The sequence below is a fragment of the Aeromonas sp. SCS5 genome, from assembly GCF_001887375.1.
Classification (GTDB): domain Bacteria; phylum Pseudomonadota; class Gammaproteobacteria; order Enterobacterales; family Aeromonadaceae; genus Aeromonas; species Aeromonas jandaei.
Genome location: NZ_LFCS01000002.1, coordinates 281,410 through 308,272, shown reverse-complemented (window position 1 = coordinate 308,272; position 26,863 = coordinate 281,410). Strand labels below are relative to the sequence as shown.

27 protein-coding genes are annotated in these 26,863 nt (G+C 58.1%); 21 read left to right on the top strand and 6 right to left on the bottom strand.

The features are described 5' to 3' along the window. The 3 genes from BS300_RS03020 to BS300_RS03010 all read left to right on the top strand — a co-directional run. Positions 1 to 2,319, top strand: a 2,319-nt coding sequence (locus tag BS300_RS03020) for a VWA domain-containing protein (protein WP_143241690.1), incomplete at its 5' end; no start/stop codon positions are given. Positions 2,320 to 2,404: 85 nt separating this feature from the next. Continuing rightward, complete coding sequence (locus BS300_RS03015) at positions 2,405 to 2,965, top strand: hypothetical protein (RefSeq protein ID WP_071910671.1); 561 nt, start codon at positions 2,405 to 2,407, stop codon at positions 2,963 to 2,965. Between the two features lie 56 nt (positions 2,966 to 3,021). Further along, a complete protein-coding gene (locus tag BS300_RS03010; protein WP_071910669.1) occupies positions 3,022 to 3,729 on the top strand; it encodes an SIMPL domain-containing protein in 708 nt (235 codons plus the stop codon). 112 nt (positions 3,730 to 3,841) lie between these two features. Here BS300_RS03010 and ahpF read toward each other — a convergent pair whose 3' ends face one another. The 3 genes from ahpF to BS300_RS02995 form a co-directional block, all read right to left on the bottom strand. Beyond that, entirely contained in the window at positions 3,842 to 5,422 is a 1,581-nt protein-coding gene (ahpF, locus tag BS300_RS03005) for an alkyl hydroperoxide reductase subunit F (RefSeq protein WP_071910667.1), read from the bottom strand. Positions 5,423 to 5,564: 142 nt separating this feature from the next. Beyond that, complete coding sequence (gene ahpC / locus BS300_RS03000) at positions 5,565 to 6,131, bottom strand: alkyl hydroperoxide reductase subunit C (RefSeq protein WP_005299724.1); 567 nt, start codon at positions 6,129 to 6,131, stop codon at positions 5,565 to 5,567. An 814-nt stretch (positions 6,132 to 6,945) separates the two neighbouring features. Next, the gene (locus BS300_RS02995) at positions 6,946 to 7,392 is read right to left on the bottom strand and encodes a CBS domain-containing protein (RefSeq protein ID WP_040066530.1); all 447 of its coding nucleotides are present in this window, start codon (positions 7,390 to 7,392) and stop codon (positions 6,946 to 6,948) included. A 230-nt stretch (positions 7,393 to 7,622) separates the two neighbouring features. Between BS300_RS02995 and queA the strand changes: the two genes are divergently transcribed. The 7 genes from queA to nlpI all read left to right on the top strand — a co-directional run bounded on the left by queA (position 7,623) and on the right by nlpI (position 14,589). Further along, positions 7,623 to 8,675 carry a tRNA preQ1(34) S-adenosylmethionine ribosyltransferase-isomerase QueA gene (queA, locus tag BS300_RS02990; RefSeq protein ID WP_042033560.1) on the top strand — a complete coding sequence of 351 codons (1,053 nt, stop codon included), beginning with the start codon at positions 7,623 to 7,625 and terminating at the stop codon, positions 8,673 to 8,675. Between the two features lie 71 nt (positions 8,676 to 8,746). Further along, positions 8,747 to 9,883 (top strand): tRNA guanosine(34) transglycosylase Tgt, encoded by a 1,137-nt coding sequence (gene tgt, locus BS300_RS02985; protein WP_041207406.1) that lies wholly within the window; start codon positions 8,747 to 8,749, stop codon positions 9,881 to 9,883. Positions 9,884 to 9,933: 50 nt separating this feature from the next. Continuing rightward, positions 9,934 to 10,269, top strand: coding sequence for a preprotein translocase subunit YajC (yajC, locus tag BS300_RS02980; RefSeq protein WP_041207407.1), 336 nt, complete (start codon positions 9,934 to 9,936; stop codon positions 10,267 to 10,269). Positions 10,270 to 10,287: 18 nt separating this feature from the next. Then, positions 10,288 to 12,141 (top strand): protein translocase subunit SecD, encoded by a 1,854-nt coding sequence (secD, locus tag BS300_RS02975; RefSeq protein WP_041207408.1) that lies wholly within the window; start codon positions 10,288 to 10,290, stop codon positions 12,139 to 12,141. 10 nt (positions 12,142 to 12,151) lie between these two features. Next, positions 12,152 to 13,099 (top strand): protein translocase subunit SecF, encoded by a 948-nt coding sequence (secF, locus tag BS300_RS02970; RefSeq protein ID WP_033114488.1) that lies wholly within the window; start codon positions 12,152 to 12,154, stop codon positions 13,097 to 13,099. 86 nt (positions 13,100 to 13,185) lie between these two features. Then, on the top strand, positions 13,186 to 13,554 hold the full coding sequence (locus BS300_RS02965) for a rhodanese-like domain-containing protein (protein WP_033114489.1): 369 nt from the start codon (positions 13,186 to 13,188) through the stop codon (positions 13,552 to 13,554). A 90-nt stretch (positions 13,555 to 13,644) separates the two neighbouring features. Beyond that, entirely contained in the window at positions 13,645 to 14,589 is a 945-nt protein-coding gene (gene nlpI, locus BS300_RS02960; RefSeq protein ID WP_280136025.1) for a lipoprotein NlpI, read from the top strand. Positions 14,590 to 14,652: 63 nt separating this feature from the next. Here nlpI and BS300_RS02955 read toward each other — a convergent pair whose 3' ends face one another. Both BS300_RS02955 and BS300_RS02950 read right to left on the bottom strand, forming a co-directional pair. After that, positions 14,653 to 15,525 (bottom strand): U32 family peptidase, encoded by an 873-nt coding sequence (locus BS300_RS02955; RefSeq protein ID WP_071910663.1) that lies wholly within the window; start codon positions 15,523 to 15,525, stop codon positions 14,653 to 14,655. Positions 15,526 to 15,538: 13 nt separating this feature from the next. Then, entirely contained in the window at positions 15,539 to 16,534 is a 996-nt protein-coding gene (locus BS300_RS02950) for a peptidase U32 family protein (RefSeq protein WP_041207411.1), read from the bottom strand. A gap of 189 nt (positions 16,535 to 16,723) precedes the next feature. On the opposite strand from BS300_RS02950, the gene BS300_RS02945 reads away from it, so the two are divergent. Further along, positions 16,724 to 17,257 (top strand): SCP2 domain-containing protein, encoded by a 534-nt coding sequence (locus BS300_RS02945; RefSeq protein WP_083593349.1) that lies wholly within the window; start codon positions 16,724 to 16,726, stop codon positions 17,255 to 17,257. Here the strand turns inward: BS300_RS02945 and BS300_RS02940 are convergent. Beyond that, entirely contained in the window at positions 17,210 to 17,626 is a 417-nt protein-coding gene (locus tag BS300_RS02940; protein ID WP_071910660.1) for a hypothetical protein, read from the bottom strand. The two genes, BS300_RS02945 and BS300_RS02940, sit on opposite strands and share 48 nt — an antisense overlap. A 186-nt stretch (positions 17,627 to 17,812) precedes the next feature. Between BS300_RS02940 and trmJ the strand changes: the two genes are divergently transcribed. From trmJ to pepB (BS300_RS02890), 10 genes are all read left to right on the top strand, one after another. Further along, positions 17,813 to 18,538, top strand: a complete 726-nt coding sequence (trmJ, locus tag BS300_RS02935; RefSeq protein WP_071910658.1) for a tRNA (cytosine(32)/uridine(32)-2'-O)-methyltransferase TrmJ — start codon at positions 17,813 to 17,815, stop codon at positions 18,536 to 18,538. A 92-nt stretch (positions 18,539 to 18,630) separates the two neighbouring features. Further along, a complete protein-coding gene (gene iscR, locus BS300_RS02930) occupies positions 18,631 to 19,134 on the top strand; it encodes a Fe-S cluster assembly transcriptional regulator IscR (protein ID WP_041207415.1) in 504 nt (167 codons plus the stop codon). A gap of 53 nt (positions 19,135 to 19,187) precedes the next feature. Continuing rightward, on the top strand, positions 19,188 to 20,402 hold the full coding sequence (locus BS300_RS02925) for an IscS subfamily cysteine desulfurase (protein WP_041207416.1): 1,215 nt from the start codon (positions 19,188 to 19,190) through the stop codon (positions 20,400 to 20,402). A gap of 37 nt (positions 20,403 to 20,439) precedes the next feature. Beyond that, positions 20,440 to 20,823 (top strand): Fe-S cluster assembly scaffold IscU, encoded by a 384-nt coding sequence (gene iscU, locus BS300_RS02920; RefSeq protein WP_033114498.1) that lies wholly within the window; start codon positions 20,440 to 20,442, stop codon positions 20,821 to 20,823. Positions 20,824 to 20,838: 15 nt separating this feature from the next. After that, on the top strand, positions 20,839 to 21,162 hold the full coding sequence (gene iscA / locus BS300_RS02915; protein ID WP_041207418.1) for an iron-sulfur cluster assembly protein IscA: 324 nt from the start codon (positions 20,839 to 20,841) through the stop codon (positions 21,160 to 21,162). Positions 21,163 to 21,171: 9 nt separating this feature from the next. Further along, positions 21,172 to 21,690 carry a co-chaperone HscB gene (gene hscB, locus BS300_RS02910; protein WP_071910656.1) on the top strand — a complete coding sequence of 173 codons (519 nt, stop codon included), beginning with the start codon at positions 21,172 to 21,174 and terminating at the stop codon, positions 21,688 to 21,690. 28 nt (positions 21,691 to 21,718) lie between these two features. Next, entirely contained in the window at positions 21,719 to 23,566 is a 1,848-nt protein-coding gene (gene hscA, locus BS300_RS02905) for a Fe-S protein assembly chaperone HscA (protein WP_071910654.1), read from the top strand. Position 23,567: 1 nt separating this feature from the next. Continuing rightward, a complete protein-coding gene (fdx, locus tag BS300_RS02900) occupies positions 23,568 to 23,906 on the top strand; it encodes an ISC system 2Fe-2S type ferredoxin (RefSeq protein ID WP_033114502.1) in 339 nt (112 codons plus the stop codon). A 150-nt stretch (positions 23,907 to 24,056) separates the two neighbouring features. Then, positions 24,057 to 25,361, top strand: a complete 1,305-nt coding sequence (gene pepB / locus BS300_RS02895) for an aminopeptidase PepB (RefSeq protein WP_071910652.1) — start codon at positions 24,057 to 24,059, stop codon at positions 25,359 to 25,361. Beyond that, positions 25,358 to 26,641: an aminopeptidase PepB gene (pepB, locus tag BS300_RS02890; protein ID WP_071910650.1), complete on the top strand. Its 1,284-nt coding sequence runs from the start codon at positions 25,358 to 25,360 to the stop codon at positions 26,639 to 26,641. The genes pepB (BS300_RS02895) and pepB (BS300_RS02890) overlap by 4 nt, the downstream gene beginning before the upstream one ends. Positions 26,642 to 26,863: the final 222 nt, after the last annotated feature.

Here is a 26,863-nt window from a genome sequence, read left to right as displayed (position 1 = left end):
AGCACCACGGCGACCAGTGCGAGCGGGCTTGCTATCACCTTCAAGGATGATGGTCCGATTGCTGTGGCTGATACCATTACCAGTGGCACTAATGGCACAGTCAACCTGGTGTTGGTTATCGATAGCTCAGGCAGTATTGGTAATACCAATATGCAGGTTATCAAGGATGCTGTAACGAATCTGATGAACAGCTATGGCAACTCGCTGGTCAAAGTGATGCTGGTTGATTTTGATAGTTCGGCAACAGTCAAGAGTGTCGGCAGTCAGGTATGGCTGACCAAGGATCAGGTAACTGGTCAGCTGACTAGCATCTCTTCTGGCGGTTCCACGGACTACGATGATGCTTTGCAAGCGGTTAGGGACAATTATGGGACACCGCCTTCCGCTGATAACACCTTTGTATTTTTCATTTCGGATGGAGTGCCCAGTTCGGTTGATGAGGCAATTAACGCCACAGAGCGCAATGACTGGACGAACTTCCTGACACAAAAAGGCATTGATGGTGCATATGCCGTGGGGATTGGCTCAACCAGCGTACTTGATGCCGACCTGCAAAGTGTCGCGTGGTCACCGAGTGGTGCTCACAACAACAATGTGGTGGTGATCAATACAGCGGGTCAGCTGTCGGGAACACTGACCAACCTGACACAGGTAATTGATGGCAATGTAACAACCAATGACAGTGCAGGAGCCGACGGTTTTGGTACGCCCAAGCTGGTGTCTGTGGAGTACAACGGAACAACCTACACCTTCAATAACAGCAATACCTCTTTCACTATTGCATTGGGTACCAACAAGGGCTCCCTCTACATTGAAAATGATGGTGACTATCGATTCACCCCGCCATCAGGGGGGGCAGAGGGGGCGCCTGTCGAAGTCACTTACAAGATTAAAGATGGCGATGGAGATACCAGCAGTGCCAAGTTAACCATTATCAATCCGGTCTTGGTGGTTGGTAGCAATGCCAATGACACAGGTTCCGGGGTCAGCACTGCCATTGACGATCACGTTCGTCCCAACCCTCTTCTTGCTCCGGATGTGGATGGCGCAATATTGGGTGGCGTCGGGGCTGATGTGTTGATCGGTGATGTCGGCGGGGTGACTTCGGGTAGTTACAACCTGACATTTATGGTCGATATGTCAGGGAGTATCAGCAACTCGGAATTCCAGTTGATGAAAGATGCCATCAACAACTTGCTGGCCAAGTTCAGTGGCATTGCGCAACTGCAAGTCGAGATTGGTACGTTTGCAGATAGCAGCAAATATGTTGGTACCTACACCTCTGTTTCTGCTGCTCAGCAGGCTGTCAGCAATCTAGTGCAGTCGGGTGGAGGCACTAATTACGAAGCAGCCTTGAAACAACTCAATACAATGATGACCGGGGATCCAGCCGCGAATCATAAATATGTCTACTTCCTCACCGATGGGGAGCCGACTGCAGGGAACTGGACCAATTCTGCGCAGATTGCGACCGGTATAGCGACCCTGAGCGCACTGTCTGCCTCGGATGTGGTGATTAATGCGGTCGGGATTGGGGTGCCATCCGGTGCATCATTTGGCAATAACCTCAATGCGATCGACAACACTGCAGACAACTACCTCGCCGTAGACAGCTTTGATGACCTGTCTAGTGGCTTGGGATCGCTGTTTACCGCTGTTAGTGTCGGCTCTGACCTGTTGCAGGGCGGTGCAGGCAACGACGTGATTTTTGGTGACAGTATTCATGCAGACAATACGGATGGCGGCTGGTTCGAGTTTGTAGCAGACAATCCTGGCAAGAGTGGTGGGCAATTGCTCAACGAACTTTACAGCCAGCATGCAGAGTATGGTAAGGAAGGTGCGGTTGGTGGTGATGACACCCTTGAAGGTGGCGATGGGAATGATGTGCTTTATGGACAAAAAGGCAATGACATTCTGATAGGCGGTGACGGTATCGACATTCTGGTTGGCGGGACCGGGTCTGACACCCTCACAGGTGGTGCCGGCAAGGACACCTTCAAGTGGGGCGCTGGAGATGTGGGTGGCACCGATGTGATCAAGGACTTCACCACCGGAACTGGCGGCGATGTGCTGGATATCAGTGAGTTGCTTAGCGGCGAACATGCCAACAAGACTTCGCTCGATGCTTATCTCACCTTCACCACAGGTCCGGGCACTGGCAAGTCAACACTCACCATCGATCTGGATGGCTCGGGCAGCGGCAGTACGACCCACGTTATCCAGTTTGACAACATCGACCTGACACTGGGAGGAACACGCAATGACCAGACCATCATTGAAGACCTGTTGAATCAGGGCAATCTGAAGGTTGATCCGTAATCTTGTCCCGGGGCCGGGCTTGCCTGGCCCCTGTTTTTTCCCCTGAGGGATGGATAAGATAGCAGCAGTAGAGGAGAGGGGCGTCATGCAGTCATTCAACTGGGTCGACATTGATGGTATCCGTTATAGCTGGGATGGGCAGGGAACCATTACCTGCGCAGGCCAGTTTGGCTATCAGGCATCGATCGCGGGGGATCAGCTGGATGGCGTGGAGATCGAGAACGACGCCGGTGATGTAGCTGGCTCGCTCAGTGTCGATTTTGCTGCGGCATCGATCACCTACACCCCGGCAATGGATGCTGAAGAGTCTCATGGTGTCATTCTGGTAGGGCATGATCTGGGTCAGCAGGAGTACTCGCTGGCCAGTCTCTACTCCCCACAGCTGCAGGATCTGCTGGGTCACTCCGAGACTATTCCCTGGTCTGTGGCAATGGAGGAGAGTGTACCGACAGAGGTTCACTCCCAGCCACAAGGACATATTCTGTCGTGGGATTCGTTCCACTTCGATGACGAGGTGCTGGTCGCGCAGGTCAGCAACACGCCAGTATCTGCAGGGGGAGAGCAGGAGGCTGCCCCGGTTGTCACCATCAGCCTTGATCTGACCAATCAGGTGCTGGATCAGATCCCGCCACTGCACGATATATGAATCTCACTTTGCTGCGGGCATAATGGCCTCAATCTTGTTGATTGAGGCTTTTTTCTATGTGGCGTCCCCTTCTTACCCTGTCGGCTCTGGTTGTCAGTGCCCCCCTGTTTGCCCTTGAAGTGCCGCAAGCGCCCCATCTGGTGGTGAGTGGTTACGCTGAGCAGAAGGTGGAGCCGGACATGCTGACGCTCAATGTGTCGGTTACCGCGCTGGAAAAACAGGGGCTCAAGGCCAAGCAGCTGGTCGATACCAAGGTTGCCGCGTTTTTTGGCCAGCTTGAAGGGTTGGGCATCAAGCGCTCCGATGTGGAGGCCGGCAATCTGGTGGTCTCTCCCGAGTATCAATATGCCGAGAACAAGAAACCCGAGCTGCTCGGGTACCGTGCCCAGCGCCAGCTGGCGGTCAAGCTCTACCAACTCGACAAGCTGAGCCAGCTGATGGATACCGCGCTCAAAGCCGGGCTCGAGTCGGTATCGCAAATCGAATATGGCCTGAAATCGCCGCAAACCGTCAAGGAGCAGGTGCGACTGGGGGCGGTGGAAGATGCCAAGAGCAAGGCCGAGTCGCTGGCCAAGGCGTTTGGCATGAAGCTGGGCAAGGTGTACAGCGCGGAGTACCGCAATGCATCCCCGATGCCGCTCTATAGCCGCAACTTCAAGGCACAGGCGATGGCCGCGCCTGCAGCGGATATGGCTGCCAACAGCTATCAACAGCAGCAGATCACGGTTACTGACAATATCGACGCCGTTTTCCTGCTCGAATGATGCTGATGTCGTGATTGATGAAAACCCGCACCTGTTGCGGGTTTTTTTATGAAGCAACAGATGCAAAAAAGCCGACACGCAGGGTGTCGGCTTGTTCACTTTGGCGAGGCTATCAGGCGGTGACGGCGTCAGCCTTGCTCGCCTGCGGGGCCGGATTGCGAATGAGGTAATCAAACGCGCCCAGCGCGGCGGTCGCCCCGGCGCCCATGGAGATGATGATCTGCTTGAACGGCACCGTGGTGGCGTCCCCTGCGGCGTAGACGCCGGGCAGGGAGGTGGCGCCCCTGGTGTCGATTTCGATCTCGCCGAAGCGGGTCAGGGCCACGTCACTTTCTTTAAGGAACTCTGTGTTCGGTACCAGACCAATCTGGACGAAGATGCCGGCCACCGCCAGATGCTTGATCTCGCCGGTGGTGCGATCTTCGTAATCCATCCCCACCACCTTGCTGCCGTCACCGATCACTTCAGTGGTGCGAGCACTCATGATGATGTCGATGTTGGCCATGGAGCGGGCCTTCTTCTGCAATACCTCGTCGGCACGCAGAGTGTCGGCGAATTCCACCACGGTAACGTGTTCGACAATGCCAGCCAGATCGATGGCGGCCTCGATACCGGAGTTACCACCCCCGATCACCGCAACCCGCTTGCCCTTGAAGAAGGGGCCATCACAGTGCGGGCAGTAGGCCACGCCCTTGGTGCGGTACTCCAGCTCGCCCGGCACGTTCAGGTCGCGCCAGCGGGCTCCTGTGGCGAGAATGACCGAGCGGCTTTTCAAGGTGGCGCCAGAGGCGAGATCCACGTTCACATACCCATCCTTGCTGATAGCGGCGGCGCGCTGCTCGGTGATCACTTCCACGCCGTACTGCTTGACGTGCTGCTCCAGGCTTGCGGCCAGCTTGGGGCCTTCGGTATAGGGCACGGAGATGAAGTTCTCGATGCCGACGGTGTCCATCACCTGACCACCGAAACGCTCGGCGACGATGGCGGTGCGAATGCCCTTGCGAGCGGCATAGATGGCGGCGGCGGCGCCAGCCGGGCCACCACCGACGACCAGCACGTCGTAGGGTGCTTTTTCGCTCAGCTCCTCAGCTTTGCGCTCAGCGGCGCCGGTGTCGAGCTTGGCGACGATCTCTTCCAGCGAAATGCGGCCCTGGCTGAACGGCTGACCGTTCAGGTAGACGTTCGGTACCGCCATGATCTGACGCTCGTTGACCTCGTCCTGGAACAGGGCGCCATCGATCATGGTGTGGGTGATGCCGGGGTTGAGGGTGGCCATCAGGTTGAGAGCCTGTACCACGTCCGGGCAGTTGTGGCAGGAGAGCGAAATATAGGTCTCGAAGTGGAACTCGCCCTTGAGATTGCGGATCTGCTCCTGCACGGCCGCATCGGCCTTGGAGGGGTGACCGCCGCTTTGCAGCAGGGCAAGTACCAGCGAGGTAAATTCATGACCCATGGGGATACCGGCAAAATGAACGCGCGGGGCCTGGCCCTGCGGCGCGACGCTCATGGAAGGCTTGCGGGCATTGGTGCCATCGGTCAGGGAAATCTTGGGGGACATCCCGGCGATCTCGCTGGCCAGTGCCAGCAGCTCAGCGGATTTGTCGCTGTCATTGCCGGACACGCTGATCTCGATGGGATTGACGATGTACTGCAAGTAACCGTTGAGTTGTTGTTTGAGGTTGGTATCTAACATGGTCGAATTCCTTCTTGCTGAATGCGGGTCGGCACTGTGACCGGGTACAGAAAATGGCGGTCCATAAAGTAGACCGGCGCGTTTTCTGAGGTCCGTAAACAAGACCGGCCCTTGAACGGGCCGGTCTTCAGAGCGGGGAGGCTTAGATTTTGCCTACCAGATCCAGGGACGGGGCCAGGGTGGCGTCGCCTTCTTTCCACTTGGCCGGGCACACTTCACCCGGGTGAGCGGCAACATATTGGGCAGCCTTGACCTTGCGCAGCAGCTCCAGTGCGTCACGGCCGATGCCGCCAGCGTTGATCTCGACGATCTGGATGATGCCCTGCGGGTCGATGACGAAGGTACCGCGGTCAGCCAGACCGGCTTCTTCGATCATCACGCCGAAGTTGCGGGTGATGGTGCCGGTGGGGTCGCCAATCATCGGGTACTGGATCTTCTGGATGGTGTCAGAAGTGTCGTGCCAGGCCTTGTGGGTGAAGTGGGTGTCGGTGGAGACAGCGTAGATCTCGACGCCCAGCTTCTGGAATTCGGCGTAGTTGTCGGCCAGGTCACCCAGCTCGGTCGGGCAGACGAAGGTGAAGTCAGCCGGGTAGAAGAACACCACAGACCACTTGCCTTTCAGGTCAGCGTCAGACACCTGAACGAATTTGCCATTGTGGTAGGCGGTAGCGTTGAACGGCTTGATTTCAGTGTTGATGTAGGTAGACATGGATTTGCTCCTTGGTGATGTACATATGCCTGTCCGGGTTTGCAGAGTCGTGTCGGACGAGGCGTTTAACTTTCGATGGAGTCATCATAGGAGGATGTTCTAATCGATTAAAGCCACAAAATTGAATCGCTTTAATCGGTATATTGGATTTATACGCGGTGGCCTATCGTCGGTGCCGCTGGTAGCAACCGTCGGGCATCCCCCTCGCAAGGCCGCTTGCTGCCGTCAAAGAGGGGGTTGCAGACCAAATCGGTCGCTATAAATCAAATTTATGGGTTTGGCGAGAATGACCCGATTTTAATTTATACCTCCCCTATGTCTGGCAAAAAGAGGTAGTGGGGGCTTGCCGAAAGAAGATGAGGATATCGCCCGATCTGGGGGATCGAGTGGCCATATGGATCGGGAGCAAAGAAGAGCGGCACAAGCAGCAAGAGGGGAGGTGGGGGGGATAAAGCAGAAGCCGACCCGAGCTGGTGCAAGCGGGCTGCGCGTTTCGCGCAGATAAAAAAATCCCGGCGCTATCGCAACGATAAAGCCGGGTCATCAAACAAGGAATGGCTATATAAACAAATGCTTTACAGCAAAGACTAACTACGGGGTGTGCAAACTTGCAGACATATGAGAGGAAGAGGATGGGTGCACACTCCTTCATCTCCCCCTCGGCAACTATTGCATGAGGGGGATAATAGTGTGATGAAGATCACATGGCAAGTAATTGGTGTAATTTTTCAATCAAAATGAAACACTTTCACCTCTATTGCTCTTTTTTACTGCTGAAAACGCTTTTTCTGTAATTAAATTACAGGTTGTTGTGTCAAAAATCGGTGGGCGGCTCCTGCTCCTCCATCAATTCCAGCAGGTTGATGGCCACCGAAATGAAGTCCGACTCGGTGACGATGCCGATAAGCTTGCGTCCCTTGAGCACCGGCAGACAGCCATACCGGTGGCGCTGCAGATAGAGCGCTGCCTCCTTGATGCCGGCATGGGGATCCACGCTCGCAACCTGGCGGGTCATGATCTCGTCAAGGTGGACGCTGTCGGTAAACTCCGCCTCCCGCTCCGGGCTTATCAGCAGCAGCTTGGATTCACGGGTGGCCAAGATATCGGTGAGGGTGACCAGCCCCTGCAGATGATGGTGTTCGTCAACGATGGGAATGTGGCGGATCCGCTCCTGCTGCATCAGATCCATCGCCTGTTTGACGCTGTTCTCCGGCCCCAAGGTAAAGGGATGTTCCGTCATGATTTCGGATATGGTCATCATGGTAGGCCTCCTGATTGCATTGGTTTTTCTTCTCCGCCTGTCTCCACCCTAGCCCAGCCATGGGTGGCAAAACATGATCAGGGTCAATACAAAACATTAAAGAGTCATTAACCGGTTGGTGGTCACAAAATTGCCCGCTACCCCTTGTCTCTCTTGGGTTTTTGGTCTTTTGGGTTGCCTTGGAAGATGGGGATAACTAGACTAGCCGCCGATTCCCCCCGAGGTGAAAGATGCAAGTATCCGATTTTCATTTTGATCTGCCAGACGAGCTGATTGCCCGCTATCCGATGGCGGAGCGTACCGCCAGCCGTTTGTTGCAGCTCGACGGTCAAACCGGCGCCCTGCGCCACGGTCAATTTGTCGATGTGCTGGACCAGCTCAACCCGGGCGACCTGCTGGTATTCAACAACACTCGCGTCATTCCGGCCCGCATGTTTGGCCAGAAGGCCAGTGGCGGCAAGCTGGAGGTGCTGGTCGAGCGCATTCTGGACGAGCACAGCGTGCTGGCTCATGTGCGTGCCTCCAAGGCGCCCAAGCCGGGCACCCGGATGATCATGGATGGTGGCGTGGAAGCTGAAATGCGCGCCCGCCACGATGCCCTGTTCGAGATCCATTTCCTCGACGCCCGTCCGGTGCTGGAGATCCTGGAGGCCATCGGCCACATGCCGCTGCCCCCCTATATCGACCGTCCCGACGAGGATGCCGACAAGGAGCGCTACCAGACGGTTTACAACCAGAAGCCGGGCGCCGTCGCCGCGCCGACCGCCGGTCTGCACTTTGACGAGCCGCTGCTTGAGAAAATTCGGGCCAAAGGGGTTGAAACTGCCTTTGTCACCCTGCATGTAGGGGCGGGGACCTTCCAGCCGGTGCGGGTGGAGAAGATTGAAGATCACCATATGCACTCCGAGTATGCCGAAGTGCCGCAAGAGGTGGTCGATGCCATTGCCGCTACCCGTGCGCGCGGCGGTCGGGTGATTGCCGTTGGCACCACCTCGGTCCGTTCGCTGGAGAGCGCCGCCAAGGTGACTTTGGCGCAGGGCAAGCCGCTGGCGCCCTTTTTTGGCGACACCGACATCTTCATCTTCCCGGGCTACCAGTTCCAGATTGTCGATGCCATGGTGACCAACTTCCACCTGCCGGAGTCGACTCTGATCATGCTGGTCAGCGCCTTCGCCGGGTATGATAACGTGATGACCGCCTACCAGGCCGCCGTGGCCGGGCAGTACCGTTTCTTCAGCTACGGGGACGCCATGTTCGTCACCCGTCGCCGGGGCGAGGCATAAGCTTCGCCTTTTATAGCGGGCCGAATGGCCTTTAATTGTCAGACTGTTTCTCTGACTGAATCGAGGTAGCAATGAAATTTGAACTGAAAACCACCGACGGCCGTGCCCGTCGCGGTCAGCTGGTATTCGAGCGTGGCACCGTGCAGACTCCGGCCTTTATGCCGGTCGGTACCTACGGCACCGTCAAGGGAATGACCCCGGAAGAGGTGCGTGAGACCGGTGCCCAGATCCTGCTTGGCAACACCTTCCACCTCTGGCTGCGTCCGGGTCAGGAAGTGATGCGCGCCCACGGCGATCTGCATGACTTCATGAACTGGCAGGGCCCGATCCTGACCGACTCCGGTGGTTTCCAGGTATTCAGCCTGGGCGACATTCGCAAGATCACCGAAGCGGGCGTCCACTTCCGCCACCCCATCAATGGCGAGAAGATTTTCCTCGACCCCGAGAAGTCCATGGAGATCCAGTACGATCTGGGCTCCGACATCGTGATGATCTTCGACGAGTGCACCCCGTATCCGGCCACTTACGAAGAAGCGCGCAAGTCGATGGAGATGTCCCTGCGCTGGGCCAAGCGCTCCCGCGACAAGTTCGACGCCCTTGGCAACAAAAATGCCCTGTTCGGCATCATCCAGGGCTCCGTCTACGAGCCGCTGCGTGACGTATCGCTGGAAGGTCTGCTGGAGATCGGTTTCGACGGCTACGCGGTCGGTGGTCTGGCGGTGGGTGAGCCCAAAGAGGACATGCACCGCATCCTTGAGCACGTCTGCCCGAAAATCCCGGCCGACAAGCCGCGCTACCTGATGGGCGTGGGCAAGCCGGAAGATCTGGTGGAAGGGGTGCGCCGCGGTATCGACATGTTCGACTGCGTGATGCCGACCCGCAACGCCCGCAACGGTCATCTCTTTACCACCGATGGCGTGGTCAAGATCCGCAATGCGAAGTATCGCAACGACACCAGCACCCTGGATGCCGACTGCGATTGCTACACCTGCAAGAACTACACCCGCAGCTATCTGCACCATCTGGACAAGTGCAACGAGATCCTCGGTGCCCGTCTGAATACTATCCATAACCTGCGTTACTACCAGCGTGTTATGCAGGGTTTGCGGGACGCGATCGAGCAGGGTAAATTAGACGACTTTGTAACAGAGTTTTACCGTCGGCAAGGGAAGCCCGTGCCTCCGTTAGCTGTAAATGACGTTAAATAACAATAATTTATAAGCTAGTTTTCAAATCTACATCAATAAGAGGTTGTTAAATGAGCATTATCTCCAAGGCGTATGCAGAAGGCGCAGCTCCGGCGGCACAGGGTGGTGGCATGGAAATGATCATCATGCTGGCCGTATTCGGTCTCATCTTCTATTTCATGATCTACCGCCCCCAGGCCAAGCGCGCCAAAGATCATCGCAATCTGATGACCTCTCTCTCCAAGGGTGACGAAGTGCTCACCTCCGGTGGTCTGGTTGGCAAGATTGCCAAAGTGGCTGCCGACAGCGATTACCTGGTGATCGCCCTGAACGACCAGACTCAAGTCACCATCAAAAAGGACTTCGTTTCTGCCGTTCTGCCCAAGGGTTCTATCCAGTCCCTTTAATCTCCCAAGGAGCACAGCGTGTTGAATCGCTATCCGCTGTGGAAATACCTGATGGTGATCGTAGTGATCGCCATCGGTTTTCTATATGCAGCCCCCAATCTTTACGGCGAAGACCCGGCCTTGCAGGTTTCTGCCAGCCGTGGTGCCGAAGTCAAGCTAGATACCCTTGACCTGGTGAAAGAGAGTCTCGATGAGGCCAAGATCCCGGTCAAACATGCTGCGTTCGAGCACGGTCTGATCCTGATCCGTTTCAAGAACACCGAAGATCAGCTCAAGGCGCGCGATATCGTCGCCAACAAGCTGGGTGACAACTTCATTACCGCTCTCAACCTTGCCCCCTCTACTCCTGCCTGGCTCGAAGCCATTGGTGCCAACCCGCTCAAACTGGGTCTGGACCTGCGCGGTGGTGTGCACTTCCTGATGGAAGTGGACATGGCCGAGGCGCTGACCAAGCAGCAAGAGCAGATGGTGCAGGATTTCCGCTCCGAGCTGCGTACCCAGAAGATCCGTTACTCCGGCGTGCGCCGGGTCGGTGACAAGGTACAGGTGGTATTTCGTGACGAAGCGGATCAAGAGCGTGCTGTCACCCATCTGCGTCGCCAGAACCCTGATTTGACCTTCACCACCGAGCAGAAAGGGGATGAATTCATCCTGATGGCCGGTCTGAGCGAAGCGAAGATCAAGGAAGTGAAGAAGTACGCCCTCGAGCAGAACATCACCATCATCCGTAACCGGGTCAACGAGCTGGGTGTCGCCGAGCCGTTGGTACAACAGCAAGGCGCCGAGCGCATTGTGGTTGAGCTGCCCGGTATCCAGGATACCGCCCGTGCCAAGGAGATCCTCGGTGCGACCGCGACCCTGGAGTTCCACATGGTCGATGAGACGGCCGACATTCAGGCTGCGGCCGACGGTCGCGTACCGCCGAGCTCCAAGGTCTACAACGATCGCAATGGTCGTCCTGTCGTGCTGCAAAAGCGGGTGATCCTGACCGGTGACCACATCGTGGGTGCCCAGTCCGGTTTCGACGAGTACAGCCGTCCCCAGGTCAACATCAAGCTTGATGGCCAGGGTGGCAACAAGATGGCCAACTTTACCAAGGACAACGTGGGTAAAGGGATGGCGACCGTCTTTATCGAGTACAAGCCGGTTGGTCAGCCTGGTCCGGATGGCAAGCGCAAGTTCCGCAAGCAGGAGGAGGTGATCAACGTCGCCACCATCCAGTCGCGCCTTGGCAGCCAGTTCCGCATCACAGGTATCGACAACGCCAACGAAGCCCACAACCTGGCGCTGCTGCTGCGTGCCGGTGCCCTGATCGCCCCGATCCAGATCGTGGAAGAGCGCACCATTGGCCCGAGCCTGGGTCAGCAGAACATCGACAGCGGTATGCAAGCCATCGGCTGGGCCATGCTGGTGATCGTGCTGTTCATGGGGATCTACTACCGTGCGTTCGGCTGGGTTGCCAACCTGGCGCTCTGTATGAACCTGGTGCTGATCGTCGGTATCATGTCGATGATCCCGGGGGCCACCATGACCCTGCCAGGCATCGCCGGTATCGTGCTGACGCTCGGTATGGCGGTGGATGCCAACGTGCTGATCTACGAGCGTATTCGTGAAGAGATCCGCAACGGCCGCGGGGTTCAGCAAGCCATCCATCTGGGCTTTGATCGGGCATTCTCGACCATCGCCGACTCCAACGTCACCTCGCTCATCACCTGTGTGATCCTGTTCGGTATCGGTACTGGCGCCATCAAGGGCTTTGCCCTGACGCTGGGCATCGGTCTGACCGCCTCCATGTTTACTGCCATCACGGTCTCCCGCGCCATTATCAACCTGGCCTGGGGTGGACGGCGCATCGACAAGTTGCCCATCTGAGGATAGAGAGATGTTTCAGATTCTACATTTTGAAAAACCGATCCCGTTTATGCGCTATGCCAAAACGGGTGTGGTCTTCTCTTCCGTGCTGATGGTGATCGCCCTCTTCTTTCTGTTTGATCGGGGCCTGAACTGGGGTCTGGACTTCACCGGTGGGACCACCATCGAAGTGGGGTTCCAGCAGTCGGTGAGCCTGGACAAGATGCACCAGGTGCTGGAAGAGCAGAAGATTGAAGGGGCGAGCCTGCAACACTTCGGCTCCAGCCGTGATGTGCTGTTCCGCCTGACCCCGAAAGAGGGTGTCAAGGTCGAGGAGCAGGGTAACGAGGTGCTGGCTGCTGCCAAGCTGCTGGATCCCGGTGCCGTGCTCAAGCGCGTCGAGTTCGTCGGTCCCTCCGTGGGTGACGAGCTGGCGACCGATGGTGCTCTGGCCATGCTGGCTTCCATCATCTGTATCCTGATCTACGTGGCGGTGCGCTTTGAATGGCGTCTGGCCATGGGCGGCATCCTCTCGCTGGTGCACGACGTGGTGATCACCCTCGGTGTCTTTGCCTACTTCCAGTACGAGTTCGACCTGACCGTACTGGCGGCATTGATGACCCTGGTGGGTTACTCCCTGAACGATACCATCGTGGTGTTCGACCGCTTGCGGGAGAACTTCCGCAAGGTGCGCAAAGGGGATACCGACTACATCCTGGATCTCTCCATGACCGAGACCCTGAGCCGTACCATCATCACCTCCGGCCTCACCTTCGTGGTGGTGCTGGCGCTGCTGCTCAAGGGCGGCGCGCTGATCCACGGTTTTGCCGTGGCCATGGTGATCGGTGTGGCCTTCGGTACCTACTCCTCCATCTATGTGGCGAGTGCGTTTGCCATGTTCCTCGGCGTCAAGCGCGAGCACATGCTGCCAACCCAGGTAGAGAAAGAGGGTGCGGATCAACAGGAAATCCTGCCGTAAACCACGAAAGAGCGCTGCAAGGCGCTCTTTTCTTTTTCGCTGTTGTCGTATGCTGACGCAGATGATTTCAACAAAAGGAGCTTGCCATGCAACACAATCCCCGTTTTCTGGCGCTGGTAGAAGGGATCCGCTCCCGCGTAGCCGAGACCGATGTCCACCAGATCAAGCGCTGGCAGGATGAGGGGCGCGCTTTTCATCTGATCGATGTGCGGGAAGAGAGCGAGTGGGCCAAAGGCCATCTGCCCGGCGCCCTCTATCTGGGCCGTGGCGTGATTGAGCGTGATATCGAGACCCGTTTTCCCGATGTCGATACCGAGCTTTACCTCTACTGTGGCGGCGGTTTTCGCTCCATTCTGGCGGCAGACAATCTGCAACAGATGGGTTATCGCAAGGTGATCAGCGTCGATGGTGGTTTTCGCGGCTGGCTGGAGGCCGGATACCCTGTCGAATCCTGATTTATTTGAGAGAGATAGGCTGAGCTACATGACAAAGCGACGGTTGACCTTTACCATATGCGGGGTCAAGCGTAAGCGTCGGAGTGTTCATTGAACGTCAGGAAAGGGATTGGATACCTCCTCGGTATCCTGTTGCTGCTCCCTATGTGGGGTTGCAGCAGTAGCAGTCAGGTTAATGCCCCTCAGGTTCCCAAGCCGCAGCCTGCATCTCTGGTGTTGGCGACCCCTTTGCAGGTCTCCTACCAGAGCGAGCTGGCGCTAGCTCGACTCGGGCAGATGCTCAGCGAGATGGAGTTGACCACGGAGCAGCGTGCCGAGCTGTTCTATGAGCGTGCAGTGGTCTTTGATCGCGTTGGTTTGCGCTCCCTTGCGCGGCTCGATTTCAACCGTGCCTTGCGGGAGAAGCCCGATTTCGCCGAAGCCTACAACTTCATCGGCGTCTATCTGGTGCAGCAGCAGAATTATGACGAAGCCTACGAGGCATTCGATTCGGCGCTCGAACTGGCGCCCGATTACGACTATGCCTACCTGAACCGTGGCATTGCGCTCTACTACGGCAATCGTCCCGAGCTGGCTGCCGCCGATATGAAACGCTTCTATGAGGCGCAGCCGGAAGACCCTTACCGGGTGATCTGGCTCTATCTGGCCGAGCAGAAACTCGATCCGGCAGCGGCTATGAGCCGGATGCGCGAGCGTCTCAACAAGTACGATGACGACGCCTGGAACTGGGATCTGGTTCGTCTCTACACCGGCGAGATGAATGCCACCGAGTTGATGGGCAACGTGGTCAAAGGGGTGAAGGATAACCGGGAGCTCGCCGAGCGCCTGTGCGAAACCTACTTCTATCTGGGTAAGTACGAGCTGGGTCGGGGCAACCGCAAGGAGGCGATCAGCTACTTCAAGCTGGCGCTTTCCAACAACGTCTACGACTTCATCGAGCATCGCTATGCCTTGCTGGAGCTGGAGTTGATGGCTCGCAAGCCGCTGCCTCCCGGCGCCCAGAGTGGCCAGAGCAAGAGCGACCGCCCCTCCTGAGGGAGCGTGAAAGTGTAAAAAAGGCCTCATTGCGAGGCCTTTTTGTTTTTGCGTGGTTTGCGTTTACTCCACCAGGCTCATGCCGGGGATCTGGCGCCAGTAGCCGTTGCACTCACTCCCTTTGTGCAGGGGGATAGGCGCATCACCCTGCTGGTTGGCCTTGAAGCGAGCCAGCATTTCGAGGGTTTCCATTCCTTGGGGGGAGAGGCGCACCACATCCACCAGACCTGCCATCCCGGCCAGATCGTTACCCAGGTTGTAGCAGTAACCGGACTGGGTCTGGATACCGTTGAGGTTGAAGACGCGTTGCCCCTCGCGGCTGTTGGCCAGCCGTCCGGTGGGGTAGTTGATGCAGGCGAGTTCGCAGTTGTCTTTCGGCTTATCGAGAGAGCGGGCGGTAAAGCAGCGTGCCGAGTAGGCGAGCGGCAGGTGGCCGTAGGCGAACACTTCCACTTCGAACTGCTGGCGCGTCGCCCCCAGATCCTGCTCAAGCTGTACCAGCCAGTCCCGTGAAAGCTCCACCGGCATGACCCAGCGCTTCATCCCCTGCTTGATCAGCATGCGCAATACATCGGCGTTGTAGGCGTTGATGGCCGGGCCACAGACAAATGGAAGGTTCGCTTCATGGGCAAGCTGGACTGTGCCCAGATCGTTGGCTTCGACCATCAGATCGCCGTTGTCGACCAGCCGTTTCACCTCTTTCAGCTCGGAGGGGGCAGAGATGAGCGCCAGCGTCGAGAGCACCACCTGTTTGCCGGAGCTCGCCACTTCGCGGGCGAGGGAGATCCAGTCATCGACTTTCAGTTCGCGTCGCTTGCTGCAGACGGTTTCCCCGAGATAGACGATATCTGCTTCGCTTTGGGCTGCGGCGCGGTAAAAGGCCTCGGTATCGGCTTTGGGCCAGTAGAAGAGCAGGGGCCCGAGAGAGAAGTTCATGGATAGGGGCTCCTTATTGCCACTGACGATGATAGGCGCCAAGGGTAGTCTGGCTACCTTCGGAAACACGGGCGAGCTGGGCATCCCATTCGGCTTTGACCTGATAGGCCTCGGGATTGGCCTGATAGGCGTCGATGGCGGCGCGCCAGACCCGAGTTACTTGCTCCACGTAGGCAGGGCTGCGCTGACGACCCTCGATCTTGACCGACTGGATACCGGTCTGGAACAGCTCGGGCAAGAGACCCAGGGTATTGAGACTGGTGGGCTCCTCCAGCGCGTGGTAGGTCTGGCCATCCACTTCGAAACGCCCCTTGCACAGGGTCGGGTAGCCGGCATTCTCACCGGGGCCATAGCGGTCGATCAGCACCTCGTTGAGCCGTGATTCGAGGCCATTCGGGGTCTCTTCCCAGCGCACGAATTTGGCCGGCGAGCAGGCACCGACGGTATTGGGGCTCTCGCCCGTCATGTAGGAGGAGAGGTAGCAGCGCCCCTCGGCCATGATGCAGAGACTGCCAAAGGCAAAGACTTCAAGGCCGACATCGGTCTCGCGAGCCAGCTGTTTCACCTGATGCATGGAGAGCACCCGTGGCAGCACCACCCGTTTGACATTGAACTGCTGCTGATAGAAGCGGATGGCGGCAGCATTGGTGGCGCTGGCCTGCACCGAGACATGCAGCTCCATGTCGGGATAACGGCGGCTGGCATAATCGAGCACGGCAAGGTCTGCAATGATGAGAGCATCGGCACCAAGAGCCACCCCGCGGTCGACCGCCTGCTTCCAGCGGGCATCGGCACCAGGATGGGCGAAGGTATTGATGGCGATATGAAGTTTGCGATCATGTTGATGCACATAATCTACCGCCTTCTCCAGCTTGCTGTCGGTAAAGTTGAGACCGGCAAAGTGGCGGGCATTGGTGTCATCCTTGAAACCGATATAAACGGCATCGGCCCCGTTATCCACGGCGGTTTTCAGTGCCGGCAAACTGCCTGCCGGACAGAGTAATTCCATTGGTACGCTCCGAGAGTGCATATGAAGGGCAAACGAGCCCTGATTGTATGCACCACAGCCCCTTGGCTTTTTGACCTGAGGCAGCTTTGTGTGGCTTTCCCTGATCAACCCAACTCTGCACAAGTTTGATTTCCAACAGGATCTTGCCGGCATCCCTGTGCTTGAATGCGCAAAACAAAGGAGTCCATTGTGTTTCAACAACTGCAACGTCGCCTGGTCGAGCAGGCGCCCCGTCTCTTGCGTCATCCGCTCAAGCTGGTTCCCTTCAATCTGCAAAAGCAGCTGATGGAGAGTTTGCTGGCACGGGTATTCAAGGAGGCCATCGCGGATGGCGATTTCGAGTTCCTGACAGACAAGTGGCTGAAAGTAGAGGTCACCGATCTGGAGCTCTGCTGGTATATCAGCGAGCAGAGCGGTCAACTGGTCGTGGCAAAAAGCTGCGAACAGGCCGATGTCTGTTTTAGCGGCACCGCCAACGATCTGATCCTGATTGCCGGTCGCAAGGAGGATCCGGACGCGCTCTTCTTCCAGCGCAAGCTGAAGATTGAAGGGGATACCGAGTTGGGACTGGAAGTGAAAAACCTGATGGACAGCCTGGACATCGATGGGCTGCCGGTGCTGATGAAGTACCCCCTGATGGATCTGGCCACCTTTATCGAGCAGGCTCGAACCGGATCAGCGCAGACTCCGGTTCAGACGGCGGCGGGCGGGATCCCGTCGTAAGTGAATCGTCACGCCGTGGGCATGGCGGCGGTAATGGTGCCGTGCCCAAAGGCAGTGACAAGCCCACAGACAAGGCACCAGTGCCAGCAGGGCTTGTGGCGCAGGCAGCTGTGCAATGGCCATTCCCAGCGCGAGCCAGACAAAGGGCTGGGCTTCATAAAGCCATTCCGGTTGCAGCCAGCGTTTGGCTGGAAAGATGATGAGGTCGGTGCGCCGGTAGCTGGAGCGCATCATCCAGGTAACCGCTCCAGCGATATACAAAAGTGCACCCGCAAACCAGAGCAGGGGCTGGTTACCAAGGGTGATAATGGCAGTGGCCGCCAGCAGATAGAGGCTGGGCAATTTCTCGTAGATAAACGGAGGAAGCATAGCTGGATCTCTCCCGTGAACAATTCTACATATCCATTAAGTCTAGTTTTTCCTCCTCTTTGCCTCATGCCGGTTTGTTATACCAACGCCCGCTTTTGTTCTGAAATGGGATGCCTTTAACGGTGCCAAAATAGCGCTCTCTTATGTTATAATTGCGCGCCATTTTTGACTGAAGATTGATAGGGCATGTTGGATCAGATTCGTATCGTTTTGGTAAATACCTCTCATACCGGCAACATGGGTTCTGCGGCGCGCGCCATGAAGACCATGGGGCTCACCCAAATGGTACTGGTTGATCCGCAAGCTTTGCCGGATGGCAACGCCAACGCCCTTGCTGCAGGTGCCAGCGATATTCTGGCCAATGCCCGTATCGTCCCGACCCTCGATGAAGCCATCGCTGACTGTGGTCTGGTGATTGGCACCAGCGCGCGCTCCCGCACCCTGAGCTGGCCTATGCTCGATCCCCGCGAAGCGGGCAAGATGGCGGTAGCCGAAGGGATGAAGCATCCTGTTGCGCTGGTTTTTGGTCGCGAGCGGACCGGCCTGACCAACGATGAACTGCAGAAGTGCCACTACCATGTGGCCATTCCGGCCAATCCCGAATACAGCTCCCTTAACCTGGCCATGGCGGTACAGACCCTCTGTTACGAAGTGCGGATGCACTGGTTGCAGGGTCAGGAAGAGGTTGCTGAAGATATGGCTCAGGATTACCCCAGTGCCGAACAGCTGGAGGGGTTTTACCAGCATCTGGAGCAGACGCTGCTCAAGACCGGTTTCATCACCGATGATCATCCGGGGCAGGTGATGAACAAGCTGCGCCGCCTGTTCAACCGGGCTCGTCCGGAGTCGGTTGAGCTCAATATTCTGCGGGGCATTCTTACCTCGGTGCAAAAGACGAGACCGCAGGGATAAACCCGACTGGATTACTCAACCATATACTTGACTGATTTGGTCGGGTATGTGACCATGTGCCCATTGAATTGGTTCGCAAGACGGTAAGGCACATGAGACTGACTTCAAAAGGACGTTACGCTGTAACCGCCATGCTCGACGTGGCGCTGCATGCAGAGCAGGGGCCTGTTCCCCTCGCCGATATTTCCGAGCGCCAGGGCATCTCCTTGTCCTATCTCGAGCAGCTGTTTGCCCGCCTGCGCAAACATGGCTTGGTGAGCAGCGTGCGCGGCCCCGGTGGCGGTTATCGCCTAGGGTTGGCCCCTGACGAGATTTCGGTCGGCCAGGTTATCACCGCGGTTGACGAGTCGGTAGATGCCACCAAGTGCCTCGGCAAAGGGGGCTGTCATGGTGGTACCCAGTGCCTGACTCACTCCCTGTGGCGTGATCTGAGCGAGCGGATCTCCAGTTTCCTCGGCGAGATCACCCTGGCCGAACTGGTTCGCCAGGCCGATGTACGCCGGATTGCCGGCAAGCAAGATGAACAGATGAAAAGCGTGTTGTCCCTGATTGAACGGGCAGAACACGGCGATGTGAGCTTGAAAGTCCAACTATAAACGTGCTTTCCACAGCGGGATTCTGTATGACCCGAACTGTGACGGAGAAAAACATGAAACTGCCTATTTACCTTGATTATTCGGCAACCTGTCCGGTGGACCCGCGTGTCGCAGAAAAAATGATGCAGTGTCTCACCATGGATGGCCTGTTTGGCAATCCGGCTTCCCGTTCTCACCGTTTCGGCTGGCAGGCCGAAGAGGCGGTAGATCTGGCCCGTAATCAAGTGGCAGAGCTTATCGGTGCTGACCCGCGCGAGATCGTCTTCACCTCCGGTGCAACCGAGTCTGACAACCTGGCAATCAAGGGTGTTGCCCACTTTTATGCCAGCAAAGGCAAGCACATCATCACCTCCAAGACCGAACACAAAGCGGTGCTCGACACCTGCCGTCAGCTGGAGCGTGAAGGCTTCGAGGTGACCTATCTCGAGCCGATGCCAAACGGTCTCTTTACCCTCGAGATGATCGAGAACGCCATGCGTGACGACACCATTTTGGTCAGCATGATGCACGTGAACAACGAGATCGGCGTGATCCAGGACATCAAAGGGCTGGGTGAACTGTGCCGCTCCCGCAAGATCCTGCTGCACGTCGATGCCGCCCAGAGCGTGGGCAAAGTCGAGATCGATGTTGAAGCGATGAAGATTGACCTGCTCTCTCTCTCCGCCCACAAGATCTACGGTCCGAAAGGGATCGGTGCGCTCTACGTACGCCGCAAGCCGCGCGTGCGTATCGAAGCCCAGATGCACGGCGGCGGTCACGAGCGCGGCATGCGTTCCGGCACCCTGCCGACTCACCAGATCGTTGGCATGGGTGAAGCCTTCCGTATCGCCAAGGAAGAGATGGCAAGCGAGCACGAGCGCGTGATGACCCTGCGTCAGCGTCTGTGGGATGGCCTGAAAGATATCGAAGCCGTCTACCTCAACGGTGATCTGGAGCAGCGTGTTTCCGGCAACCTCAACGTCAGCTTCGCCTATGTGGAAGGGGAATCCCTCATCATGGCGCTTAAGGATCTGGCGGTCTCTTCCGGTTCTGCCTGTACCTCTGCCAGCCTGGAACCCTCCTACGTGCTGCGTGCGCTGGGTCTGAACGACGAGCTGGCTCACAGCTCCATCCGTTTCAGCATCGGTCGCTTCACCACCGAAGAAGAGATTGACTACGCGGTCAAGCTCATTCGTGACTCTATCGGTCGTCTGCGCGAGATGTCTCCGCTGTGGGAGATGTACAAGGATGGCGTTGATCTGAACACGGTCGAATGGGCTCATCACTGATCACTTCAGTGAGCAACAGAATTAGCAGGAGTTAGATATGGCTTACAGTGAAAAAGTAATCGACCACTACGAAAATCCGCGCAACGTCGGTGGTTTTGACAAGAATGATCCCAGCGTTGCAACCGGCATGGTGGGGGCACCTGCCTGTGGCGACGTGATGAAGCTGCAGCTGAAGATCAGTGAAGAGGGCATCATAGAAGATGCCAAGTTCAAAACCTATGGTTGCGGCTCTGCCATCGCCTCCAGCTCCCTGGTGACCGAATGGGTCAAGGGCAAGACCCTGGACGAAGCGGCCGGCATCAAGAACACCGATATCGCCGAAGAGCTGGCTCTGCCGCCGGTGAAGATCCACTGCTCCATTCTGGCCGAGGATGCCATCAAGGCCGCCATCGCCGATTACAAGCAGAAGAAAGGTCTCTAAGCGCCGGAGAGCAGTATGGCTATTACCATGACAGATGCCGCCGCGGCACGGGTTTCCTCTTTTCTGACCAACCGGGGCAAGGGCATTGGCCTGCGCCTCGGCGTCAAGACCACCGGCTGCTCGGGCCTTGCCTATGTGCTCGAGTTTGTCGATGAGCTTACCGGAGAAGATCAGGTATTCGAGCAGCAGGGCGTCAAGATTATTGTCGATGCCAAGAGCCTCATCCATCTGGATGGCACCGAGCTGGATTTCGTCAAAGAGGGGCTCAACGAGGGCTTCAAATTCAACAACCCCAACGCCAAAGGCGAGTGTGGTTGTGGCGAAAGCTTCAGTGTCTAAGAGGATTGCATGAACCATTTCGAGCTGTTTGGGCTGGTTGAAGGCTTCGAGCTCGATACCCGGCAGCTGGCCGACACCTACCGTCAGCTGCAGACCCAGTTTCATCCCGATCGTTTCGCCACTGCTCCCGAGCGGGAGCAGCTGGCAGCGGTACAGCGTGCCGCCCAGATCAACGACGCATTCACCACCCTCAAGGCGCCGCTGCGCCGTGCCGAATATCTGCTCTCTCTGCGTGGCACCGATATTCGTGGCGAAAAGCAGACCCTGCAAGACACGGCTTTTCTGATGCAGCAGCTTGAATGGCGCGAGCGTCTGGCCGATCTGAAAGGTGACGCTGACCCTGAGCGCGCCATCAAGGATTTTCGCAGCGAGATCAGGCATGATCACCAGCTGTTGATGCAGCAGCTGACCGACTCGCTTGCCACTGGCAACGATCCTGTCGCCGCCGACTGCGTTCGCAAACTCAAGTTTGTCGACAAGCTCCTCGAAGAGCTGGAACGATTCGAAGACTCGCTCCTCGAGTCTTGATCCTTTAACGCTGGAAGTCTCATTACCCATGGCATTACTGCAAATCGCCGAACCCGGCCAGAGCGCTGTACCCCATCAGCACAAGCGTGCCGTCGGCATCGATCTCGGTACCACCAATTCTCTCGTCGCTGCAGTGCGCAGCGGTCAGGCCGCCACGCTCAGTGATGAACAGGGGCGCGACCTGCTCCCCTCTGTCGTTCACTATCAGGCGGATGCAATCCGGGTGGGCTTCGATGCCAAGCGTGAAGCGGCGCTCGACCCGCACAATACCATCGTCTCGGTCAAACGGATGATGGGCAAGGCGCTGGCCGATATTGATACCCGCCAGCAGCCTTATCAATTCGTGGCAGCCGACAACGGCATGCCGCAGTTGCAGACCCGTCAGGGGCTGGTCAACCCGGTGCAAGTCTCGGCCGAGATCCTCAAAAAATTGGCCGAGCGCGGCGCCCAGACCCTGGGTGGCGATCTCGATGGTGTGGTCATCACAGTGCCCGCCTATTTTGATGATGCCCAGCGTCAGGGCACCAAGGATGCGGCCCGTCTGGCCGGTCTGCATGTGCTGCGTCTGCTCAACGAGCCGACCGCCGCAGCCATCGCCTATGGCCTCGACTCCGGTCAGGAAGGGGTTATTGCGGTCTATGACCTGGGCGGCGGCACCTTCGATATCTCTATTTTGCGTCTGCACCGCGGTGTATTCGAAGTGATGGCAACCGGCGGTGATTCCGCCCTCGGTGGCGATGATTTCGATCACCTGCTGGCTGACTGGATCAAGGAACAAGCCGGTTTGACCGGCGAGCTGGATGCCCGTCTGCAGCGTGAGCTGCTGGATGTGGCTGCCGCCGTCAAACACGGTCTGACCGATTCCGACAGCGTTTCCTGCACCTTTGCCGGCTGGCAGGGCTCGGTGAGCCGCAGCCAGTTTGATGAGCTCATCGCGCCGCTGGTGAAACGCACTCTGCTGGCTTGCCGCCGCGCCCTGCGCGATGCGGGTCTCGAGCAGGTGGAAGTGCTAGAGGTGGTGATGGTGGGAGGCTCCACCCGGGTGCCGCTGGTGCGCGAGATGGTGGGCGAGTTCTTTGGTCGCACGCCGCTCACCAGTATCGATCCCGACAAGGTTGTGGCCATCGGCGCTGCCGTTCAGGCTGATATTCTGGTGGGCAACAAGCCAGATGCCGAGATGCTGCTGCTGGACGTCATCCCGCTCTCCCTGGGTCTTGAGACCATGGGGGGGCTCGCCGAGAAGGTGATCCCGCGCAATACCACCATACCGGTGGCCCGCGCTCAGGAGTTCACCACCTTCAAGGATGGTCAGACTGCGATGGCCATCCACGTGGTGCAGGGTGAGCGCGAGCTGGTGGCGGATTGCCGATCTTTGGCCCGTTTTACCCTGACCGGCATTCCGCCGATGGCCGCCGGTGCCGCCCATATTCGAGTCACTTTCCAGGTGGATGCGGATGGTCTGCTATCGGTCAGCGCCATGGAGAAATCCTCCGGCGTGCAGGCCGAGATCCAGGTCAAGCCCTCTTACGGGCTGGCAGAGGAGGATATCCTCAACATGCTGAGCGCCTCCATCGAGAATGCCCAGCAGGATATGGATGCCCGCATGCTGGCAGAGCAGCAGGTCGAGGCCGACCGGGTGGTCGAGAGCCTGAATGCCGCGCTGGCTGCTGATGGCGATGCACTGCTCAATGCGGCAGAGCGCGCCGAGATTGATGCCGCCATCGCCCATCTGCTGGCCATGCGTCAGGCGGGGAGTAGCAACCAAATCAAAGAGGCCATCGAGGCGGCGGATGCTGCCAGTGGCGAGTTTGCAGCCCGCCGGATGGATGCTTCCATTCGCAAGGTGCTGACCGGACAAAACGTCAACAAGGTGTAATATGCCAAAACTGATCATTCTTCCTCATCCCGTGCTCTGTCCGGATGGCGCTGCCCTCGAAGGGGAGAGCGGCGAGACCATTCTGGATGTGGCGCTGCGCAACGGCATCGAGATTGAGCATGCCTGCGAGAAGTCCTGTGCCTGCACCACCTGCCACTGTGTGGTGCGTGAAGGCTTTGACTCCCTAGAGCCGAGCGACGAGCTGGAAGACGACATGCTGGACAAGGCGTGGGGGCTGGAGCCGGAATCCCGCCTCAGCTGCCAGGCCAAACTGGCTGATGAGGATCTGGTGGTGGAGCTGCCCAAGTACACCCTGAACCTCGCCTCTGAACGCCATTAATTACACACAAGTGAATTGCACGTGCAGCATCCATCGGTGCTTCAGTGATATGGTGAAGGCCGTGACCCCTTTGGGGCACGGCCTTTTTTGTATTCGTTCTTACCTGTTTGCGCATTAAAACAGTGCCAGTAAAAAAGGAAGCAAGAGAAGATGGCTGACATGATGAAGGTAGGGTTGTCCACCCAGGCTGCGGCCGCTCACTGGGGCGAGGGTGCCCTGCTCAGTTTCAATGGCGATGAAGCCACTATTCACCTCGGCGCTCTCTCTGTTGAGAAAGAGGTGCTGCGCGCTGTGCAGCGTGCTGCCCGTCGTCTCGAGTCGAGCGGGATCAAGCGGGTTGCGCTGGTCGGTGAAGGCTGGGATCTGGAGCGTCGCTACGCGTTCGCTCAGGGTTTCTACGCCGCCAAGGGAGCCCGTGAACTGGATTTCGGCCAGCAGAGCGACGCGGATGCCCGCGAGCTGGATGGCTTGCTCAAGGCGACCCGCTGGGTGCGCGAGATCACCAATGGCACCCCGGAGGAGATCTACCCCATGAGTCTGGCGGAGTCGGCGCTGCTGCTGATCCGCGGTCTGGCTGGCGACAAGGTGACCGCCCGCATCACGGCCGGTGAAGCGCTGCGCGAGTCTGGCCATATCGGGATCTGGTCGGTGGGCCGTGGCAGCGAGCGCGAGCCTGTGCTGCTGGAGCTTGACTACAACCCGACTGGTGATCGCAATGCGCCCGTGGTGGCGGTGCTGGTGGGCAAGGGGATCACTTTTGACTCCGGTGGCTACTCCATGAAGTCCTCTGACAACATGCTGCCGATGAAGTCCGATATGGGCGGTGCCGCCATGGTGACCGGTGCGCTGGCGCTGGCCATCAGGCGCGGTCTGAACCAGCGGGTGAAGTTGATCCTCTGCTGCGCCGAGAACCTGGTCTCGGGCCACGCATTCAAGCTGGGCGACATCCTCACCTACAAGAACGGCATTTCGGTCGAGATCCAGAATACCGATGCCGAAGGGCGTCTGGTGCTGGCCGATGGTTTGATGGCAGCCTCCGACAGTGGCGCGGCCTATATCCTCGATGCCGCCACTCTGACCGGTGCGGCCAAGATGGCGCTGGGCCGCGACTACAATGCGGTGTTTGCCCTCGATGAAGCCGAGCAGGCTCGCACACTGGCCGCCGCCAAAGCGGAAAACGAGCAGGCCTGGGCGCTGCCGCTGGAGCCCTGGCATGCCGGCCAGCTCACCTCGGCCTTTGCCGATCTGGGCAACGTTGCTTCAGCTGAAGGGACAGCTGGTGCCACTACGGCAGCTGCCTTCCTCTCCCGCTTTGTGCGCGATGAGGGCAAGGGGTGGGTACACCTGGATCTGGCCGCTTCTTACCAGAAAGCGGGTAACGATCTGTGGGCAACCGGTGCCAAGGGCCATGGCCTGCGTACTATCGCCCGCTGGCTGCAGGAGGTGAGCGCATGAACGTCTGGTTGAGCCGGGAATTGGCCCCTGCCGAGTGGGGGGAGGGGGCGCTGCTCTCGCACCGCGCCGATGGCATGGTGATCCATCTGACAACGACCAATGCCTTGCTGGATATTCAGCAAGCGGCGCGTCGTCTCTGCCAGCAGGGAATCCAGAAGGTGTCTCTGGCTGGCCACTGGGAGCGCGAACAGCAGTGGGCCTTTGCCCAGGGCTTGCAAACCCCCAAGGCCGAGGTGCAGCTGCAGTGGGCCATGTCCTCGGAAGAGGACAGAGAGGAGCTGGAAGCACGCTGGCTCTGTGGCCGCTGGGTGCGGGAGATGACCAATGCCACGCCGGAGCAGCTGGGGCCGCTGGAGCTGGCGGTTGAAGCCGCCTCCTTTATTACCGAGCTGGCACCGGACAAGGTGAGCCACCGCATTCTCAAGGGGGAAGCGCTACAACAGGCTGGCTGGGTCGGCCTCTATCAGGTGGGCCGCGGCAGCGAGCGCGAGCCGGTGCTGCTGGAGCTCGACTTCAATCCGGGGCGGGATCCCAAAGCGCCGGTGGCAGCGGCTCTGGTAGGCAAGGGGATCACCTTTGACTCCGGTGGCTACTCCATGAAGAGCTCCGAGGGGATGCTCACCATGAAGTGTGACATGGGCGGCGCCGCCATTGTGACCGGCGCATTGGCGCTGGCCATGCTGCGCGGGCTCGACAAGCGGGTGAAGCTCATCCTCTGCTGCGCCGAGAACCTGGTCTCCGGCCACGCCTACAAGTTGGGGGACATCCTCACCTACAAGAACGGCACCACGGTCGAGATCGTCAACACCGATGCCGAGGGGCGGCTGGTGCTGGCGGACGGCCTGCAGCTGGCTAGCGAGTCCGGTGCACCGCTGATCATCGATGCCGCAACCCTGACCGGTGCGGCAGTGATGGCGCTGGGTGGACGTTACAACGCCCTGTTCGGTCTCGACAAGGGGCTGGTGAGCCGGGCCATGGCGTATGCCGATGCAGAGCAGGAGCCGGCCTGGCCGTTGCCGCTGGAGCCCTGGCACCGCCAGCAGTGTCCTTCCCACTATGCCGACACGGCCAACAGCCGTCCGGTCAAGGGGGGCGGACCGGGTGGCGCCTCCAATGCTGCGGGTTTCCTCTCCCGTTTCGTCGGCAATGAGGGGGAGGGGTGGCTTCACATCGATCTGGCTGCCTGCTTCAGTGACAACGGCGACAGCCTGTGGGCACCAGGGGCCAATACCCTGGGGATGCGTACCATAGCGCGCACGCTGCTGGCAGAAGTACTTTAAGCATGACAAGGCACCTTCGGGTGCCTTTTTAGTGATGGTTGAATAGTGAGCAAAAGATGTCGTTTTGCTGGCTTAAGGAGACTATCGTGCGCAAGCGCACATATATTCCCGCTCAGCCCGGTCAAGATGAGTATGAATGTTGAATGCAGGGGAGTGATGTTTAATAAAAAGTTGCTTGTTTGTGTGTTTTTCCGGTTTTTGTTTACGTATAATCGCCAGCGA

What these genes read in the sequence shown, in the direction of transcription:
- secF (WP_033114488.1), top strand. Translation starts at nt 12,152, where the DNA reads ATGTTTCAGATTCTACATTTTGAAAAACCGATCCCGTTTATGCGCTAT.
- queA (WP_042033560.1), top strand. Translation starts at nt 7,623, where the DNA reads ATGCAAGTATCCGATTTTCATTTTGATCTGCCAGACGAGCTGATTGCC.
- BS300_RS02955 (WP_071910663.1), bottom strand. Translation starts at nt 15,525, where the DNA reads ATGAACTTCTCTCTCGGGCCCCTGCTCTTCTACTGGCCCAAAGCCGAT.
- pepB (WP_071910652.1), top strand. Translation starts at nt 24,057, where the DNA reads ATGGCTGACATGATGAAGGTAGGGTTGTCCACCCAGGCTGCGGCCGCT.
- BS300_RS02995 (WP_040066530.1), bottom strand. Translation starts at nt 7,392, where the DNA reads ATGATGACCATATCCGAAATCATGACGGAACATCCCTTTACCTTGGGG.
- BS300_RS03015 (WP_071910671.1), top strand. Translation starts at nt 2,405, where the DNA reads ATGCAGTCATTCAACTGGGTCGACATTGATGGTATCCGTTATAGCTGG.
- hscA (WP_071910654.1), top strand. Translation starts at nt 21,719, where the DNA reads ATGGCATTACTGCAAATCGCCGAACCCGGCCAGAGCGCTGTACCCCAT.
- BS300_RS02925 (WP_041207416.1), top strand. Translation starts at nt 19,188, where the DNA reads ATGAAACTGCCTATTTACCTTGATTATTCGGCAACCTGTCCGGTGGAC.
- ahpC (WP_005299724.1), bottom strand. Translation starts at nt 6,131, where the DNA reads ATGTCTACCTACATCAACACTGAAATCAAGCCGTTCAACGCTACCGCC.
- iscA (WP_041207418.1), top strand. Translation starts at nt 20,839, where the DNA reads ATGGCTATTACCATGACAGATGCCGCCGCGGCACGGGTTTCCTCTTTT.
- BS300_RS02950 (WP_041207411.1), bottom strand. Translation starts at nt 16,534, where the DNA reads ATGGAATTACTCTGTCCGGCAGGCAGTTTGCCGGCACTGAAAACCGCC.
- BS300_RS02940 (WP_071910660.1), bottom strand. Translation starts at nt 17,626, where the DNA reads ATGCTTCCTCCGTTTATCTACGAGAAATTGCCCAGCCTCTATCTGCTG.
- BS300_RS03010 (WP_071910669.1), top strand. Translation starts at nt 3,022, where the DNA reads ATGTGGCGTCCCCTTCTTACCCTGTCGGCTCTGGTTGTCAGTGCCCCC.
- BS300_RS02965 (WP_033114489.1), top strand. Translation starts at nt 13,186, where the DNA reads ATGCAACACAATCCCCGTTTTCTGGCGCTGGTAGAAGGGATCCGCTCC.
- yajC (WP_041207407.1), top strand. Translation starts at nt 9,934, where the DNA reads ATGAGCATTATCTCCAAGGCGTATGCAGAAGGCGCAGCTCCGGCGGCA.
- iscU (WP_033114498.1), top strand. Translation starts at nt 20,440, where the DNA reads ATGGCTTACAGTGAAAAAGTAATCGACCACTACGAAAATCCGCGCAAC.
- hscB (WP_071910656.1), top strand. Translation starts at nt 21,172, where the DNA reads ATGAACCATTTCGAGCTGTTTGGGCTGGTTGAAGGCTTCGAGCTCGAT.
- tgt (WP_041207406.1), top strand. Translation starts at nt 8,747, where the DNA reads ATGAAATTTGAACTGAAAACCACCGACGGCCGTGCCCGTCGCGGTCAG.
- iscR (WP_041207415.1), top strand. Translation starts at nt 18,631, where the DNA reads ATGAGACTGACTTCAAAAGGACGTTACGCTGTAACCGCCATGCTCGAC.
- ahpF (WP_071910667.1), bottom strand. Translation starts at nt 5,422, where the DNA reads ATGTTAGATACCAACCTCAAACAACAACTCAACGGTTACTTGCAGTAC.
- trmJ (WP_071910658.1), top strand. Translation starts at nt 17,813, where the DNA reads ATGTTGGATCAGATTCGTATCGTTTTGGTAAATACCTCTCATACCGGC.
- fdx (WP_033114502.1), top strand. Translation starts at nt 23,568, where the DNA reads ATGCCAAAACTGATCATTCTTCCTCATCCCGTGCTCTGTCCGGATGGC.
- pepB (WP_071910650.1), top strand. Translation starts at nt 25,358, where the DNA reads ATGAACGTCTGGTTGAGCCGGGAATTGGCCCCTGCCGAGTGGGGGGAG.